This window comes from Pantoea sp. Cy-640, from assembly GCF_011752635.1.
Taxonomy (GTDB): domain Bacteria; phylum Pseudomonadota; class Gammaproteobacteria; order Enterobacterales; family Enterobacteriaceae; genus Pantoea; species Pantoea dispersa.
Window position 1 is genome coordinate 1 of record NZ_VWXB01000008.1, and the last position, 16,414, is coordinate 16,414.

At 58.7% G+C, this 16,414-nt stretch carries 16 protein-coding genes; 3 read left to right on the top strand and 13 right to left on the bottom strand.

The window, feature by feature from the left end:
- Positions 1–276: 276 nt before the first annotated feature.
- From hemG to pepQ, 4 genes are read right to left on the bottom strand one after another with little or no spacing between them, the layout of a single operon-like run.
- Complete coding sequence (hemG, locus tag F3J36_RS18075) at positions 277–825, bottom strand: menaquinone-dependent protoporphyrinogen IX dehydrogenase (protein WP_058781596.1); 549 nt, start codon at positions 823–825, stop codon at positions 277–279.
- Positions 826–842: 17 nt separating this feature from the next.
- On the bottom strand, positions 843–2,294 hold the full coding sequence (gene trkH, locus F3J36_RS18080; RefSeq protein WP_021506935.1) for a Trk system potassium transporter TrkH: 1,452 nt from the start codon (positions 2,292–2,294) through the stop codon (positions 843–845).
- 27 nt (positions 2,295–2,321) lie between these two features.
- A complete protein-coding gene (locus tag F3J36_RS18085; protein ID WP_021506936.1) occupies positions 2,322–2,939 on the bottom strand; it encodes an IMPACT family protein in 618 nt (205 codons plus the stop codon).
- On the bottom strand, positions 2,939–4,270 hold the full coding sequence (gene pepQ, locus F3J36_RS18090) for a Xaa-Pro dipeptidase (RefSeq protein ID WP_058758128.1): 1,332 nt from the start codon (positions 4,268–4,270) through the stop codon (positions 2,939–2,941). Before pepQ ends, F3J36_RS18085 begins: the two co-directional genes overlap by 1 nt.
- Positions 4,271–4,455: 185 nt before the next feature.
- Here pepQ and fadB point away from each other — a divergent pair, with 185 nt between their 5' ends.
- Together fadB and fadA are read left to right on the top strand one after the other, a co-directional pair.
- Entirely contained in the window at positions 4,456–6,639 is a 2,184-nt protein-coding gene (fadB, locus tag F3J36_RS18095) for a fatty acid oxidation complex subunit alpha FadB (RefSeq protein ID WP_058771080.1), read from the top strand.
- Between the two features lie 10 nt (positions 6,640–6,649).
- Entirely contained in the window at positions 6,650–7,813 is a 1,164-nt protein-coding gene (gene fadA / locus F3J36_RS18100; RefSeq protein ID WP_166720196.1) for an acetyl-CoA C-acyltransferase FadA, read from the top strand.
- 88 nt (positions 7,814–7,901) lie between these two features.
- Here fadA and fre read toward each other — a convergent pair whose 3' ends face one another.
- From fre to pepE, 3 genes are all read right to left on the bottom strand, one after another.
- Entirely contained in the window at positions 7,902–8,603 is a 702-nt protein-coding gene (fre, locus tag F3J36_RS18105; RefSeq protein ID WP_021506940.1) for an NAD(P)H-flavin reductase, read from the bottom strand.
- 31 nt (positions 8,604–8,634) lie between these two features.
- Positions 8,635–10,119 (bottom strand): 4-hydroxy-3-polyprenylbenzoate decarboxylase, encoded by a 1,485-nt coding sequence (gene ubiD, locus F3J36_RS18110; protein ID WP_166720197.1) that lies wholly within the window; start codon positions 10,117–10,119, stop codon positions 8,635–8,637.
- A gap of 73 nt (positions 10,120–10,192) precedes the next feature.
- Positions 10,193–10,924, bottom strand: a complete 732-nt coding sequence (gene pepE / locus F3J36_RS18115) for a dipeptidase PepE (protein WP_058758126.1) — start codon at positions 10,922–10,924, stop codon at positions 10,193–10,195.
- Positions 10,925–11,133: 209 nt separating this feature from the next.
- Here pepE and rfaH point away from each other — a divergent pair, with 209 nt between their 5' ends.
- The gene (rfaH, locus tag F3J36_RS18120) at positions 11,134–11,622 is read left to right on the top strand and encodes a transcription/translation regulatory transformer protein RfaH (protein ID WP_031279607.1); all 489 of its coding nucleotides are present in this window, start codon (positions 11,134–11,136) and stop codon (positions 11,620–11,622) included.
- Here the strand turns inward: rfaH and tatD are convergent.
- The 6 genes from tatD to F3J36_RS18150 form a co-directional block, all read right to left on the bottom strand.
- Positions 11,619–12,401 (bottom strand): 3'-5' ssDNA/RNA exonuclease TatD, encoded by a 783-nt coding sequence (gene tatD / locus F3J36_RS18125; RefSeq protein ID WP_166720198.1) that lies wholly within the window; start codon positions 12,399–12,401, stop codon positions 11,619–11,621. The genes rfaH and tatD overlap by 4 nt on opposite strands.
- A 107-nt stretch (positions 12,402–12,508) precedes the next feature.
- Positions 12,509–13,270, bottom strand: coding sequence for a Sec-independent protein translocase subunit TatC (gene tatC, locus F3J36_RS18130; RefSeq protein ID WP_021506945.1), 762 nt, complete (start codon positions 13,268–13,270; stop codon positions 12,509–12,511).
- 2 nt (positions 13,271–13,272) lie between these two features.
- The gene (gene tatB, locus F3J36_RS18135; RefSeq protein ID WP_166720199.1) at positions 13,273–13,806 is read right to left on the bottom strand and encodes a Sec-independent protein translocase protein TatB; all 534 of its coding nucleotides are present in this window, start codon (positions 13,804–13,806) and stop codon (positions 13,273–13,275) included.
- A 9-nt stretch (positions 13,807–13,815) separates the two neighbouring features.
- Positions 13,816–14,058, bottom strand: a complete 243-nt coding sequence (gene tatA / locus F3J36_RS18140) for a Sec-independent protein translocase subunit TatA (protein ID WP_010618194.1) — start codon at positions 14,056–14,058, stop codon at positions 13,816–13,818.
- A gap of 110 nt (positions 14,059–14,168) precedes the next feature.
- Entirely contained in the window at positions 14,169–15,806 is a 1,638-nt protein-coding gene (gene ubiB, locus F3J36_RS18145) for a ubiquinone biosynthesis regulatory protein kinase UbiB (RefSeq protein ID WP_021506947.1), read from the bottom strand.
- The gene (locus F3J36_RS18150) at positions 15,803–16,408 is read right to left on the bottom strand and encodes an SCP2 domain-containing protein (protein WP_058771077.1); all 606 of its coding nucleotides are present in this window, start codon (positions 16,406–16,408) and stop codon (positions 15,803–15,805) included. Before F3J36_RS18150 ends, ubiB begins: the two co-directional genes overlap by 4 nt.
- Positions 16,409–16,414: the final 6 nt, after the last annotated feature.

Genomic DNA, 16,414 nt, shown 5'->3' on the forward strand with positions numbered 1-16,414 from the left:
CCTGCGAGTGCCCACACAGATTGTCTGATAAATTGTTAAAGAGCGGTGCGACGCGGCGCTCGGCCTGCTGTCGCGAGGTGGCGTATATTACGCTTTCCTCCTTCAGAGTCAAACACTTTTTTCAGCGTTTTTCTCCGGCGGGGTGAATCACTTCACGCCCTGCTGAGCCGTCTGCGTTGCCGCTTTGCCGTCTCAGTGGTGGCGCATTATAGGGAGTTAATTCTGGCTGACAAGGGTTTATTGCAAAAAAATGATCGTTCGGCCTAAATTTCACCACTACGCGTTATTTTGCGGCAATTTGCCTGGTAACTGTGCGAAATCCTGGGCAAAACGCGTGACTTTCTCCCAGTCGGTGTATTCAACTTCCTTCGATGTATCCGTTTCGCCGCCGGTCATACGCATAATGAACTGAATCATGATGCGATCGAACCAGCGATAGCGTGGATAGCGCAGCGCACCGGCAAACACCGCACAGCGATCCGGCTGCCACGGTGACTGCGCCAGGAACTTACGCGTATAGGCATTGGTTTCCGGCGTGCACTTATCGGCTTTGCGCGCAGTAAGATTGACGCTGAAAAAGCCGCTGACGCGCTGCTGCAGTGCCGCTTTATGTTGCGTGACGAATTTCATCAGCTCGGGCTGGAAATGACCATAGCGGATCGAGGCGCCAATCAGCACGCGATCATACTGTGCCCACTCCACCTGCGGTGCCTGCGCCAGATCCAGCACATCGCACAGCTGCTGCGGTGTCAGCGTGCGGGCAATACGCGCCGCGATTTCACGGGTTTGCCCGTCACGGCTGGAATAAAGAATTAACGCTTTCATCACTCATTCCTGTTTTATTATTCGCGCCAGAAGGTGGGCGTGAACAGCACCAGCAGCGTGAACACTTCAAGGCGTCCAAACAGCATGGTGGAGATTAAAATCCACTTGGCGACATCATTCATCGACGTGAAGTTATCTGCCACCACACCCAGACCCGGGCCAAGGTTATTCAGCGTCGCCGCCACCGCGGCGAAGGCCGAGAAGTCATCCACGCCGGTGGCGATAATCGCCAGCATGCTGACCAGAAACACCAGCGCGTAAGCCGAGAAAAAGCCCCACACCGCTTCGAGAATACGTTCCGGCAGCGCACGGTTCCCCAGTTTAATGGTATAGACCGCATTGGGATGCACCAGGCGTTTCAGTTCGCGCGACCCCTGCTTGCACAGCAGCAGAATACGAATCACCTTCAGACCACCGCCGGTCGAACCCGCCATACCGCCGATAAAGGCTGAACACAGCAGCAGTACCGGCAGGAACAGCGGCCAGCGCGCAATACTGTCGGTGGTAAAGCCCGCCGTCGTCGCCATCGATACCACCTGGAAAAACGCCTGATTGAGGGTTTGCCAGCCGCTGGAATAGACATTATGGAACCACAGCACCAGGGTACAAATCAGCACCAGCGTCAGCTGCACGCCAATGAACATGCGGAATTCCGGATCGCGCCAGTAAACTTTCAGGTTTCGCCCGCTGAGCAACGAGAAGTGCAGGCCGTAGTTACAGCCGGAGATCAGCAGGAAAATCGCCACGATGGTATTAATAGTCGGGCTATTGAAGTAGCCGATGCTGGCATCATGGGTTGAAAAACCGCCGATAGCGATGGTCGAGAAGCTGTGGCCGATAGCATCAAACATCGGCATGCCCGCCAGCCACAGCGCCAGCGCACAGGCCACCGTTAGCAGCACATAAATCAGCCACAGGGTTTTAGCCGTTTCGGCAATACGCGGGCGCATTTTGTTATCTTTCAGCGGTCCCGGCATCTCGGCGCGGTACAGCTGCATGCCGCCGACGCCGAGAATCGGCAGAATGGCCACCGCCAGCACGATGATCCCCATACCGCCGAGCCACTGCAGCATCTGACGATAGAACAGAATCGCTTTGGGCAGCGAGTCGAGCCCTACTAACGTAGTGGCACCGGTGGTGGTTAAGCCAGAGAACGATTCGAAGAAGGCGTCGGTCACTGACAGATGTGGCTGCTCGGCGAAGATAAACGGCATTGCCCCCACGCTGCCCAGCACGGTCCAGAACAGCACTACAATCAGAAAGCCTTCACGCGGTTTCAGCTCACTTTTTTGTTTGCGGTTGGGCCACCACAGCAGCGAACCGATGACGATCGCCATCATAAACGTCTGACTGAACGCGCGCCCGGCACCGTCGCGATAAATCAGGGCCACTAAGCCAGGCAGGATCATGGTTACCGAGAACAGAATCACCAGCAGGCCCACGATGCGGGTAATGGCGCGAAAATGCATTCAGCCGTTTCCTTTAAACAGATGCGGTTAGTTGTCCAGCGGGATCAGCGCCAAAGCGCCCCGGCTGTAATCAGAAAGGTTTTGCCTGAAGCCATCAATCTGCGGATGGGGCAACGCCAGACGTAGCGTAATGCGATCCTGATAATGGCTCTGTTCAATGCTGCCGTCAAAACGCTGCAGCAGGCGCTCTATATCGCTCAGCTGCGCATAGTCACACTGTAGGGTAAAACGTTGCATCGGCACTTTGCGCTGGCGCGCCAGCAGCTTCAGCCCCTGCTGCACGCCGCCACCGTAGGCTTTCACTAGCCCGCCGGTGCCCAGCATGATACCGCCATAATAGCGCACCACCACGGCGGTGATCTCGCCCACGCCGCTGCCCATCAGCTGCGCCAGCATCGGCTTACCGGCCGTGCCGGAGGGTTCGCCATCGTCAGAAAACCCCAGCTGTTGTGAATCATCGGGCGCGCCCGCCACCCAGGCCCAGCAGTGATGCCGCGCGGTCGGGTGTTCGTGCTTTACCTGCTGCACAAAGGCGCGCGCAGCGGCCACCCCATCGGTATGCGCCAGCAGGGTAATAAAGCGGCTCTTTTTGATGGTCTCCTCGCTGAGACTGACGGCCTCAGCGGGAATGTCGTAAGCGTCCATCAGGCCAGATGCAAGTCACGCGTCATGTTTTCGATGCGGCTGGCGTGAATCACCACATTATCCTCGATACGAATGCCCCCGTACGGCTTCAGGGCATCAATCGCCTGCCAGTCAAAGTGCTGACTGAACTTACCGCTGCGCAGCGGCGCCAGCAGTGAATCGATAATATAGAAGCCCGGTTCAATGGTCAGCACCATGCCCGGCTGCAGCACCCGCGTACAGCGCAGGTAAGGATACTGTGATGGCGCCGCCAGATGCGTGCCGCTGTCGTCCTGCATAAACCCGGCAACGTCGTGCACCTGCAGGCCCAGCGGATGGCCGAGACCGTGCGGCATGAAGGGGCCGGTGAGGTTTTCCGCCACCAGCGTCTCTTCGCTCAGCCCCTGCACCAGTTCAAACTTCAGCAGCAGACGCGCGATACGCTGATGCATTTGCAGATGGTAATCGGTATAGCGCACGCCGGCTTTCAGCGTGGCAATCAGCGCCAGCTCTTCTTTATTCATCGCAGCAACCATTTCCGCGTAGCGCGTTTTGCTCTGCGCCGCGTAGCTGCGCGTCAGGTCTGCCGCATAGCCAAGATACTCTGCGCCGGCATCTATCAGGAAGCTGTGACGTTTCGCCGGCGGCTGATGGTCAAGCCGGGTGTAGTGCAACACCGCAGCATGTTCATTCAGCGCGATGATATTGCCATACGGTACATCAATGTCACGGTGGCCGGTGGCGGTCAGATAGGCAAGATTGATATCAAACTCGCTCATGCCGGAGAAGAACGCCTCTTTCGCTGCGCGATGGCCTGCCACCGCCAGCTTCTGCGCTTCGCGCATACAGGCCAGCTCGTAATCGGTTTTGATGCTGCGATGATAATGCAGGAAGTCGATGACGCCCTGAGGATTGATCCCCTCGCTGCGGATGCCCAGCTGGGTGGCGCGGGACGGTACCGGCCCGATATAGGCCACATTGTCGCGCTGTGCCGGCAAAAGCTGAGCGATATCGTCAGCGTTTTTCAGGCCGATGACCTCGACATCCTGGGTCCAGAAGCTGTCCGGCAGTGGCTCGACGTTGTGCCAGTAATCGACCGGCGAGTAGAACCACAGTTTGGGTTTATTCACGCCATCGATCCACAGCCAGCAGTTGGGCACCTGGGTCACTGGCACCCAGGCTTTAAACTGGGGATTCACCTTAAATGGATAGTCATGATCGTCAAGAAATACGGTCAGCAACTCGCCTGAATGAATCAGCATGGCGTCCAGCTTAAAGCGCGCCAGCACCTGTTGCGCACGCTGCTGCAGCGTTGAGATATGCGCGTGATACAGGGTTTTCAGTGAATCCATGGACTTGTCTCCGATGTCGCGAAAGTGGCGGCAGTGTAGCACAGCCGCGCGGGGGATGCCGTGCTGCGCGCGCTGTGATCGCCGTATCAAATAAGCAAACTCTCGTTTGCAAAAAATTAACATGACACCCACACTCCTGATCATCTGGTATGACCAGATCACCTTTCGCGTTTCAGGAGACGGACATGCTCTACCAAGGCGATACCCTTTCAGTGCACTGGCTTGACGATGGCATCGCCGAGCTGGTTTTTGATGCGCCCGGTTCGGTGAACAAACTTGATACCAAAACCGTCGCCGCCTTAGGCGAGGCGCTGAGCGTACTGGAGCAGCAAAGCACGCTGCGCGGCCTGCTGCTCTCTTCCGCCAAACCGGCGTTTATTGTCGGGGCGGATATCACAGAATTCCTGTCGCTGTTTGATGCGCCCGCTGAGCAGCTCAGCCAGTGGCTGACATTCGCCAACAGCATCTTTAATCGTCTGGAAGATTTGCCGGTGCCAACCATCGCCGCCATTGACGGCTACGCGCTGGGCGGGGGCTGCGAGTGTGTGCTGGCGACCGACTTCCGCGTGGCAACGCCCACCGCGCGCATTGGCCTGCCGGAAACCAAACTCGGCATTATGCCGGGCTTCGGCGGCAGCGTGCGTCTGCCGCGCCTGCTCGGTGCCGACAGCGCGCTGGAGATCATCGCCGCCGGCAAAGATATTGATGGCCCGGGCGCGCTGAAGCTCGGTCTGGTGGATGCGGTGGTCAGCAGCGAGAAGCTGCGCAGCGCGGCGCTGACCATGCTGCAGGATGCCATAGCACAGGGCAGCTGGCAGGCGCGTCGTGCGCCGAAGCTGGCACCGCTTAAGCTCAGTCCGATTGAAGCCGCGATGAGTTTTACCCTCGCCAAAAGCATGGTGCAGCAAACCGCCGGTAAACACTATCCGGCTCCGATCGCCGCGGTGCGAACCATCGAAGCGGCAGCGGGCTTAGGTCGTGATGATGCGCTGAAGCTGGAAACCGCTGCCTTTGTGCCGCTGGCGCAGAGCGATGTGGCACGTGCGCTGGTCGGCATCTTCCTCAATGACCAGTACGTAAAAGGCCTGGCGAAGAAACACAGCAGCGCGGCCGGCACGCCAGAGCAGGCGGCGGTACTGGGCGCAGGCATCATGGGCGGCGGCATCGCCTGGCAGTCGGCCTGGAAAGGCGTGCCGGTGAAGATGAAAGATATTAATCCGCAGGCGCTGACGCTGGGCATGAATGAAGCCAGCAAGCTGCTTAACAAGCAGCTGGAGCGCGGCAAAATCGACGGCACGAAGCTGGCGAGTGTGCTGGCGAGCATTCAGCCGACGCTGGATTACAGCGGCTTTGATCGCGCCGATGTGGTGGTCGAAGCGGTGGTCGAGAATCCGCAAATCAAAGCTAAAGTGCTGGCTGAAACCGAGCAGCAGCTGCGGGATGATGCCGTGCTGGCCTCGAATACCTCCACCATTCCAATCAGCCAGCTGGCGCAGGCACTGCAGCGTCCGCAAAATTTCTGCGGCATGCACTTCTTTAATCCGGTGCCGCGTATGCCGCTGGTCGAAGTGATTCGCGGTGCGCAAACCTCTGAAGCCACCATCAGCAAAGTGGTGGCGTGGGCCAGCAAGATGGGCAAAACGCCGATTGTGGTGAATGACTGCCCCGGCTTCTTTGTGAACCGCGTGCTGTTCCCCTACTTTGCCGCCTTCAGCCTGCTACTGCGCGACGGCGCGGACTTCCGCCAGATCGATAAAGTGATGGAGAAGCAGTTTGGCTGGCCGATGGGGCCGGCGTGGCTGCTGGACGTGGTGGGCATTGATACCGCGCATCATGCACAACAGGTGATGGCGCAGGGCTTCCCGTCGCGGATGCAGAAAGATTACCGCGATGCCATTGATGTGCTGTTTGAAGCCAAACGCTACGGCCAGAAAAATGGCCAGGGCTTTTACCGCTGGGAACAGGATAAAAAAGGCAAAGCGCAGAAGCGCGCCGATGTGGAGGTCGATGCGCTGCTGGAGCCGGTATGTGAACCGAAGCGGGTATTCAGTGATGAAGAGATCGCCAACCGCATGATGCTGCCGATGCTCAACGAAGTGGTGCGCTGCCTCGAAGAAAACATCATCGCTTCCCCCGCCGAGGCAGATATGGCGCTGGTATATGGCTTAGGCTTCCCGCCGTTCCGCGGTGGCGCGTTCCGCTATATGGACACGCTGGGCATCAGCAATGTCGTCGATCAGGCTAAACGCTACCTCGCGCTCGGCCCACTGTACGCGCTGCCTGAGCTGCTGGTTCAGAAAGCCCACCAGCATCAGAGCTGGTATCCCGTCGCTCAACCGATTGACGCAGCGGCGCTGCAAACTGCCTGAGGTAATGAACATGGAAAACGTAGTGATTGTTGATGCCGTGCGCACGCCGATGGGCCGTTCCAAAGGCGGCGCCTTTCGCCAGGTGCGCGCTGAGGATCTCTCCGCCCATCTGATGCGCGAACTCCTCAGCCGCAATCCGGCCGTCGATGCCGCCGCGCTGGATGACATTATCTGGGGCTGCGTGCAGCAGACGCTGGAACAGGGCTTTAATATCGCCCGCAACGCCGCGCTGCTGGCGGAGATCCCGCATCGCGTGCCGGCCAGCACCGTCAATCGCCTGTGCGGCTCGTCCATGCAGGCGCTGCACGACGCGGCGCGCGCGATTATGGTCGGCGATGCCCACAGCTGTCTGATTGGCGGTGTGGAACATATGGGCCACGTACCGATGAACCACGGCGTGGATTTTCATCCCGGCCTGGGGCGCACCGTGGCGAAAGCGGCGGGCATGATGGGGCTGACCGCCGAGATGCTGGCGCGCATGCACCACATCAGCCGTGAACAGCAGGACGCCTTCGCGCTGCGTTCACACCAGCGCGCTGCGGCCGCCACTCAGCGCGGTGATTTCAAACGCGAAATCGTGCCGACCTACGGCCACGATGCCGATGGTGTGCTGAAACGCTATGACAGCGACGAAGTGATTCGCGAGGACACCAGCTTTGAAGGCTTAGCCGCGCTGCGTCCGGCGTTCGATCCGGTCAACGGCACGGTTACCGCCGGCAGTTCGTCGGCGCTGTCCGACGGCGCGGCCGCCATGCTGATCATGAGCGAAAGCCGCGCGCGCGAACTGGGGCTGTCGCCGCGCGCACGCATCCGCAGCATGGCGGTGGTTGGCTGCGATCCGTCGATCATGGGTTACGGTCCGGTACCGGCCAGTAAGCTGGCGCTGAAGCGCGCCGGGCTGAGCGTGCAGGATATCGATCTGTTCGAACTCAATGAAGCCTTCGCCGCGCAGACGCTGCCGTGCCTGAAAGATTTAGGGCTGCTGGAGCAGCTGGATGAGAAAGTGAACCTTAACGGCGGCGCAATCGCACTCGGGCATCCGCTGGGATGTTCCGGCGCGCGTATCAGCACCACGTTGCTGAATCTGATGGAGCGTCGCGATGCACAGTTTGGTCTGGCAACCATGTGCATTGGCTTAGGCCAGGGCATCGCGACGGTATTTGAACGGGTTTAATACGTTGACCACTACACTTGCACGTGTTCCCGCCCAACCGGGCGGGCTTTTTTTTGCAGCGGCACGTGCATGCGCACCGTGTCACGCATCAGATAAAGGCAAACGCATCGCCATACATCTGCGCTTCTAACGCACCACGCTCGGCACAGAAGCGCTCGCGGGCAATTTTTGCCATCTCAAACCGGCCGGCAATGTAGATATCGTGTCCGCTCAGGCTGGCATAATCCTGCATCACCGCGGTCAGCACCGTGCCGCTGCGCCCCTGCCAGTCCTCCGCCGGCTGCTCCACCACCGGAATCACTTTCAGGTTCGGATGCTTCACCGCCAGCGCATTGAGCTCATCCAGATCGTACAGATGTCTCAGCTCGCGGCCGCCCCAGTAGATAGCGATATCGCGATCCGGCTGCTGCGCCAGCGCGGTCAGCAGAATCGAACGCGCATAGGAGAAGCCGGTGCCGCCGGCAATCAGCACAATCGGCCGCGCGCTGTCTTCACGCAGCCAGGCGTCGCCGTGCGGCATATCCACGGTGATCTGCCGATCGTTTTTGATGCGATCCATCACCGCCATGGCGTACAGGTTCAGCTCTGAGGCACCAATGTGCAGCTCAATGATGTCCTTTTCCATTGGCGTCGATGCCAGCGAAAACGGGCGCTTGTCGCGCTCATCCATCACCACCATCAGATACTGGCCGGCGCGGAAGCTAAAATCTGCCGCCGGAATTAACCGCACGCGGTAAACCGTGTCCGTAATTGCTTCAACCGAAGTCACTTTGCAGCTTAACGTCGTCATAGGTGCCCTTTTTTATGGTTCTCAGCCGCCATCAGCGCTTCGGCGGCTCGGCAAAGATCGCTAACTCATCCCAGATTGCATCAATACGCGCCGTAACCGCAGGATCTTTCACAATCGGCGTCCCCCATTCACGCTGGGTTTCACCCGGCCACTTGTTGGTGGCATCCAGTCCCATCTTCGAGCCAAGTCCGGAAACCGGCGAAGCGAAGTCGAGATAGTCAATTGGCGTGTTTTCTACCAGTACCGTATCGCGCGCCGGATCCATCCGCGTGGTGATGGCCCAAATCACGTCGTTCCAGTCACGCGCGTTGACGTCATCGTCACACACAATCACAAACTTGGTGTACATAAACTGGCGCAGGAACGACCACACGCCGAACATCACGCGCTTGGCGTGACCGGCATACTGTTTTTTAATCGTCACTACCGCGAGGCGATAAGAGCAGCCTTCCGGCGGCAGATAGAAATCCACAATCTCCGGGAACTGTTTGATCAGAATCGGCACCAGCACTTCGTTCAGCGCCACGCCCAGTACCGCGGGCTCATCCGGCGGACGGCCGGTGTAGGTGGAGTGGTAAATCGGGTTGCGCCGCTGGGTTACGTGCGTCACGGTAAATACCGGGAAGCTGTCTACTTCATTGTAGTAGCCGGTGTGATCGCCGTACGGCCCTTCTGGCGCCATGTCGCCCGGTTCGATGTAGCCTTCCAGCACGATTTCGGCGCTGGCCGGCACTTCCAGATCGTTCGAGACGCACTTCACCACCTCGGTTTTGTTGCCGCGCAGCAGACCGGCAAACGCATATTCCGATAGCGTATCCGGCACCGGCGTCACCGCGCCAAGAATGGTGGCCGGATCGGCGCCCAGCGCTACCGCCACCGGGAAGCGTTCACCGGGATGCGCTTTGCACCACTCCTGGAAATCCAGCGCGCCACCGCGATGCGACAGCCAGCGCATGATCACCCGATTTTTACCAATCACCTGCTGACGATAAATGCCGAGGTTCTGCCGCTCTTTGTGCGGTCCACGCGAGACGGTTAATCCCCAGGTAATCAGCGGCGCCGCATCGCCCGGCCAGCATTTCATGACCGGGATGCGCGCCAGGTCGACCTCGTCACCGCTGAAAATCTCTTCCTGACACGGCGCATTACGCAGCCGTTTGGTCGGCATGTTCAGCACCTGTTTGAACTGCGGCATCTTATCGAACAGATCGCGAAACCCTTTCGGCGGCTCCGGCTCTTTCAGAAACGCCAGCAGCTTACCCACCTCGCGCAGCGCGCTGACCTCTTCCTGGCCCATACCCATTGCCACGCGCTTCGGCGTGCCAAACAGGTTGCACAGCACCGGCATGCTGTAGCCCTTCGGGTTTTCGAACAGCAGCGCCGGGCCACCGGCCCGCAGCGTGCGGTCGGCGATTTCGGTCATCTCGAGGACAGGATCGATCTCCTGAGTGATGCGCTTTAACTCGCCGCGCTGTTCCAGCAGCGCGAGAAAGTCTCGTAAATCCTGATATTTCATGCGGCGTTAGTCTTCCGGCCAGAGTGAAGCGTCATTATAAGTTTGTTCACGCCAGCGTGTTTGAGTTTCTGCGTCAGGCGGGCTGACAGGAAAACGGCACCAGCGACTGCAGGGCCAGCACATCGTGATAAGCGGCAATCGCTTCACCGTGACGGAACACTTTGAAATCTTCACCGCGCGCGCTGTAGTAGCGCAGACGGTTCTCACTGACGTGCAGGAAGCTGGCTTCCCGCAGCGCAATCACCGACTCCTGCGGATTCACCGCGCAGAATTCGGCCAGACGCTCATCACGGGTTTCGCCCATGTGGCCGCTGACGTGCGCATCAAGATAGTGAGGATTGATTTGCACCGGGAACAGCCCCAGCGCAGGCAGCACCACGCTGCTGCGTACCGGCATATCATTGGTGGTGCGAATCGACGGCGTCGCCACGTTGCAGCCCGCGCTCCAGCCAACGTAAGGGACGTCGCGCTCGCGCACTGCGCGCTGAATCGCCACGATCAGCCCCTGCTCGTGCAGCATCTGGTTCAGCAGCCAGGTATTGCCGCCGCTCACCAGAATCAGCTCCGCCTGCTCAATGGCCGCAACTGGTGTCTCGAACTCATGTACCGTGCGCACCGGAATGCCCAGTGACTGAGACAACGCCTGCGCACGCTGGGCGTGATCGTCACGAATAATGGCGTAGGGCACCAGCACCGCCGAGGTGATACCGCGCTGGGCAATCATCGCGTGAAGTTGCGGATGCGCATAGCTCAGCAGCGGCGCATCGTCGGCCACTTTGCCATTACTCAGTAAAAACAGTTCCATCAGCCCGTCCTTTTTCTTCGTCTAATGGGTTGGCAGTCTGATACAGATGATCGCCAGACGTCAATTTTCTTGCTGAAAAGCGTTAGTTCGCCGCACCAATCGGAAAATTCGTAGAGATTTTTCTTGTGTGACCGGGTTTCCGGCCGCCGATGCGCTATAACTCTGACAACAGGTTTGTTATTCTTAGCGTCCATTATTTGGGAGCAGTTATGGAATCCTGGTACTTACTCTATTGCAAACGTGGTCAGCTGTTGCGCGCGAAGGAGCATCTTGAGCGGCAGGAGGTGAATTGCCTCAGCCCGATGATCGCTCTGGAGAAGATTGTGCGCGGCAAACGCACCACCGTGAGTGAGCCGCTGTTTCCCAACTATCTGTTTATTGAGTTCGATCCGGAAGCGATTCACACCACCACCATCAGCAGCACGCGCGGCGTCAGCCACTTTGTGCGCTTTGGTGCCATGCCCGCGACGGTGCCGTATGAAGTGATCGAAGCGCTGCAAACTGATGCGCCGCAGATCCTGCTGGATCCGGAAACGCCGCAGGTCGGTGATGAAGTGCTGATCACCGACGGCACCTTTGAAGGGCTGCGCGCTATTTTTGCCGAGCCCGATGGTGAAACCCGCTCAATCCTGCTGCTTAACCTGCTGAATAAACAGGTGATGCGCAGCGTGGACAACAAGCAGTTCCGTAAGGTTTAAGCCAGCATGAATAGCTGACGTGCGTTGTGGTCGACGCGTGCCGCCAGTGCGTCTGGCTGTTCACCACGCCAGTGCGCCACCTGCTGAACGATATGCGGCAGAAAGCAGGGTTCGTTACGGCGCGAGGTCGGACGCGGACGCATATCGCGCGGCAGCAGATAGGGCGCGTCCGTCTCCAGCAGCAGACGATCTGCCGGAATCAGCGGCAGCATGTCACGCAGTGCCATTCCGCGCCGTTCATCGCACACCCAGCCGGTAATGCCCACCGATAAACCCAGCGCCAGGCAGGCTTCCAGCTCGTCACGCGTGCCGGTAAAACAGTGCACCACCGCGCCTACCAGTTTCGGCAGCCACGGCTGCAGCACCGCCAGAAAACGTTCGTGCGCCTCACGACAGTGTAAAAACACCGGCAGCTGCAGTTCCGCCGCCAGCTGGAGCTGCGCATCAAACGCGTACTCCTGCTGCTCGTGCGCGGAAAGATTCCGGTTGAAGTCGAGTCCGCATTCACCAATCGCGACCACCTGCTCGCTGTCAGCCAGGCGGCGCAGCGTACTGGCAGTTTCCGCCGACCACTCGCTGGCATGATGCGGGTGCACGCCGGCGGTCGACCAGCAGTAGCCCGCGTGCCGGGTCGCCAGCTGACGCGCCTGCTGGCTCTCCAGGGCATTGGTGCCGGTGATTAACAGGCCGGTGACGCCTGCTTCGCGCGCGCGTTTTACCACCTGATCGCGATCTTTTGCGAATTGCGTGCTGGTCAGGTTTACACCGATATCAAACATGTTTGCTCCCCATTCCGTCTTAAAGCGACGGATAGAAAAACCGCCCGGCAGGCGGGCGGTTAAGATTCATCATCACCCCATCAGCGGGATGCCCTGCATAAAAGACATCAGGCGTCGGGGTTCTGTTCCTCATCGTCTGCCGCCTGACGTCCTTTACCCACATAGTAGCGGGAGAAGAATACGCCGACTTCAAACAGGCAGTACATCGGAATAGCGAGCAAAGTTTGCGAGAAAACGTCCGGCGGTGTGAGCAACATCCCAACCACGAACGCGCCGACCAGAATATACGGCCGTTTCTTTTTCAGATCGTCCGGGCTGGTAATGCCGGTCCAGCACAGCAGCACGATGGCAATCGGCACCTCAAACGCCACGCCAAACGCCATGAACAGCGTCATGACAAAGTCGAGGTAGTTGGTGATGTCCGTGGCGATGGTGACGCCCTGCGGCGCGGTTTTGGCGAAGAAGCCAAATGCCAGCGGGAACACAATAAAGTAGGCAAAGGCCACGCCGACATAAAACAGCAGCGTACTGGAGAACAGCAGCGGCATCACCAGACGGCGCTCATGGCGATACAGCGCGGGGGCGACAAACGCCCAGACCTGATAAAGAATCACCGGCACCGCAAGAAACACCGACACAATGATGGTCAGTTTGATCGGCGTAAAGAACGGTGAGGCCACGTCGGTGGCGATCATGCTGGCGCCGGCGGGCATCTGGCTAATCAGCGGCGCTGCCACCGCGTGATAGATGTCGTTGGCGAAGTAAACCAGACACAGGAAGATAACAAACACCGCGATGATGCAGTTCAGCAGACGCTTGCGCAGCTCAATCAGATGGCTGATGAGCGGTTGGGTATCTTCAACGGCCATGTTTATCGTTCATCTTTTACGGGAGGAGTGGTCGTGGTCGCAGGCGCGACGGAATCGCTGTGGCTGGTGGCTGGTGCAGGCTGCGGCGCCTGCGCCGGGGCGCTGGCCTGATGTGCCGCGCTGGCCGGCGTCACAACGCTGTGCGGCTCAGCGGGCTGCGGTGCGGCAGCGGGCTGTGGCGCAGCAGCGGGCGGCTGATGAATGGTGTTGGCTTCATCTTCCGCTTTTTCGATATCGATGCTCTGCTGCACCGAGCGCTTCATGGAGTCCGCGGTTTTACGCAGCTCTTCCATGGATTGCTTCAGCTCCGGCGACAGCGTGCCGCGTCCTGCCTCTTCGACCTTTTTCAGGCTGTCCTGCAGCTCCTGCAGTTTCAGCTCCTGCGCCAGTTCGTTCTGCACATTAGCAGCCAGCGAGCGAATGGCTCGGATCCAGCCAACGACGGTTTTCACCGCAACCGGTAAGCGCTGCGGGCCCAGAACAATCAGCCCGATCACGAACACCAATACCAGTTCACTAAAACCAATATCGAACACAGTTTTACCTTACTTGTCCCGGGCGTCGTCTTTGCTCGCCGGGGTGTGCTGTTTGTCTGCCAGTTTGGCGTTGAAGTCAGCGTCCTGCTCTTTCGGTTGATCCTTTTTCTCGTCTTCATCGCTCATGGCTTTTTTGAAGCCGCGAATGGAAGAGCCTAAATCCGAACCCAGGTTACGAAGCTTATTGGTACCGAACAGAAGTACAACAATGACGGCAATGATTAACAATTGCCAAATACTGATACCGCCCATGAGATATGCCTCTAATATTCTGTGAAAAACGGTTAACTGTAACGCACAGAAAGTCCGTTTTTACCCGGACTTAAGCCTGCGACATTACGCGATTTGCACCAGGCAGACAATCAGTTTGTCTTGCGCCAGCCGATGAGCCAGGTGACGATGCCGGCGGCCATTAACAGCGCCGGGAAGAAGTCCCAGTCAGGCCGGCTCAACAGCACGGCGGTGCCACTTAATAACAGTGTAGCCCCGACGCCAAACAGATAACGTGCCTGATGATGACGGGTGCGCTGCGCGTTCAAATCGGTGACGAGTTTATCGACACTGTGCTGCAATAACTTGTGCTGGCGCATACTGTCGTAAAAAAGCTCCGGCAGCTCCGGCAGTTTCTCCGCCCAGAACGGCGCCTTCTCTTTCACCGCCCGCAGGATGGCCGGAATGCCGATCTGATCCTTAATCCAGTCCTCCAGGAACGGCTTGGCGGTTTTCCACAGATCGAGCTGCGGATAGAGCTGACGACCAATGCCCTCGATGTACAGCAGGGTTTTCTGCAGCAGCACCAGCTGCGGCTGCACTTCCATATTGAAACGGCGCGCGGTGTTGAACAGATTGAGCAGCACGTGACCAAAGGAGATTTCCGCCAGCGGCTTTTCGAAAATCGGCTCGCACACGGTGCGAATCGCGAACTCAAAATCTTCCACGTTGGTATCCGGCGGTACCCAGCCCGAGTCGACGTGCAGCTCGGCCACTTTGCGGTAGTCGCGGTTGAAGAAGGCGATGAAGTTTTCCGCCAGGTAGCGCTTATCTTCTTTGTTCAGCGAGCCAACGATGCCGCAGTCAATGCCGATATACTGCGGATCTTCCGGATGCTCGTAGCTGACGAAGATGTTGCCGGGATGCATATCGGCGTGGAAGAAGCTGTCGCGGAACACTTGGGTGAAGAACACCTGCACGCCGCGTTCGGCCAGCAGCTTCATGTTGACGCCGTGCTGCTCCAGCGTGGCGACGTCGGAGATAGGAATGCCGTAAATGCGCTCCATCACCAGCATGGTTTCGCTGCAGTAGTCGGAAAACACTTCCGGCACGTACAGCATGCGGCTCTGGTCAAAGTTGCGGCGCAGCTGAATCGCATTGGCAGCTTCACGCAGCAGATTGAGTTCATCAATCAGCGTTTTTTCGTAGTCGCGCACCACTTCCATCGGACGCAGACGGCGACCGTCCGGCAGCAGACGTGGCACCCAGCGCGCCAGGCGGTAAATCAGCTTCATGTCAGCTTTGATCACCGGCAGGATATCCGGGCGAATCACTTTGATCACCACTTCGCGGCCGTTGGATTTCAGCGTCGCGGTATGCACCTGGGCGATCGAAGCCGATGCCAGCGGTTTGATATCAAAGTCGTCGAACCAGGTTTCCACCGGGCCGCCAATCGAACGCTCAATCTGCGCTTTGGCTTTCACGCCGTCGAACGGCGCCACGCGGTCCTGCAGAATCGCCAGCTCATCGGCAATTTTCGGCGGGAACAGGTCGCGCCGCGTCGAGAGCATCTGACCGAACTTGATCCAAACCGGACCGAGCTGCTCCATGGCCAGACGCAGACGGATGCCCATCTCGGCTTCTTTGTGCCGGTTGGGGATCCAGAAAACACAGCGCCGCCACAGCCGCAGCGGCAGCGTAATGCGCATATGCGGAATCAGTTCATCCAGCCCGTAGGTCAGAAAAACTTTGATAATGAAGTATAAGCGCCGAATTTCTCCCAGCGTCATTTCGCCTCCAGCTGTGCCAAACGCGCCTCAAACGCATTAAGCGCACGTTCCATCGCTTCTACCTCCTCACAAAACCACGCCTGCTCCAGCGCCCCCGGTGCCACGCGCCACTCTTCGGTCAGCACCTGCCCCAGATAATCCTGACGGCGGGTGACCTGCTGTTTAAGCTGGGCCAGCGCACGCTGAGCGGCCTGGCTGATGCCCTGTGCCGCAATGTCGCCCACCCACGGCGCGAGATATTCGGCCGGATCGAGTTCAGCCAGATCCATCAGCGCGGAGAATTGCTGTACCACCTGCAGATCGCCTTCCACGTCCAGCTCACCGCTGCGAATCAGGCTGGTCAGCTGCTGACGATCGCGCAGCTTAGGCAGCGTGCTGAAACGCAGGCTGACGCTGCAGTCGCTGCGGTCCTGCCAGTCACTCAGCACATCCAGCTGGTTTTCACTGAACACCAGCACCAGCGGAAAATCCAGCTCCTGCAGGCGCAGCAGCAGGACTTTCCCGGCCAGACGCTGGCGTGCGGTTTTCAGGCTGCGATCGCGGTACAACACACGGTTCAGGGCGGTCTCAAGACCGCCGGTGATGAGAGGGGTAAAAGTCATGATTAA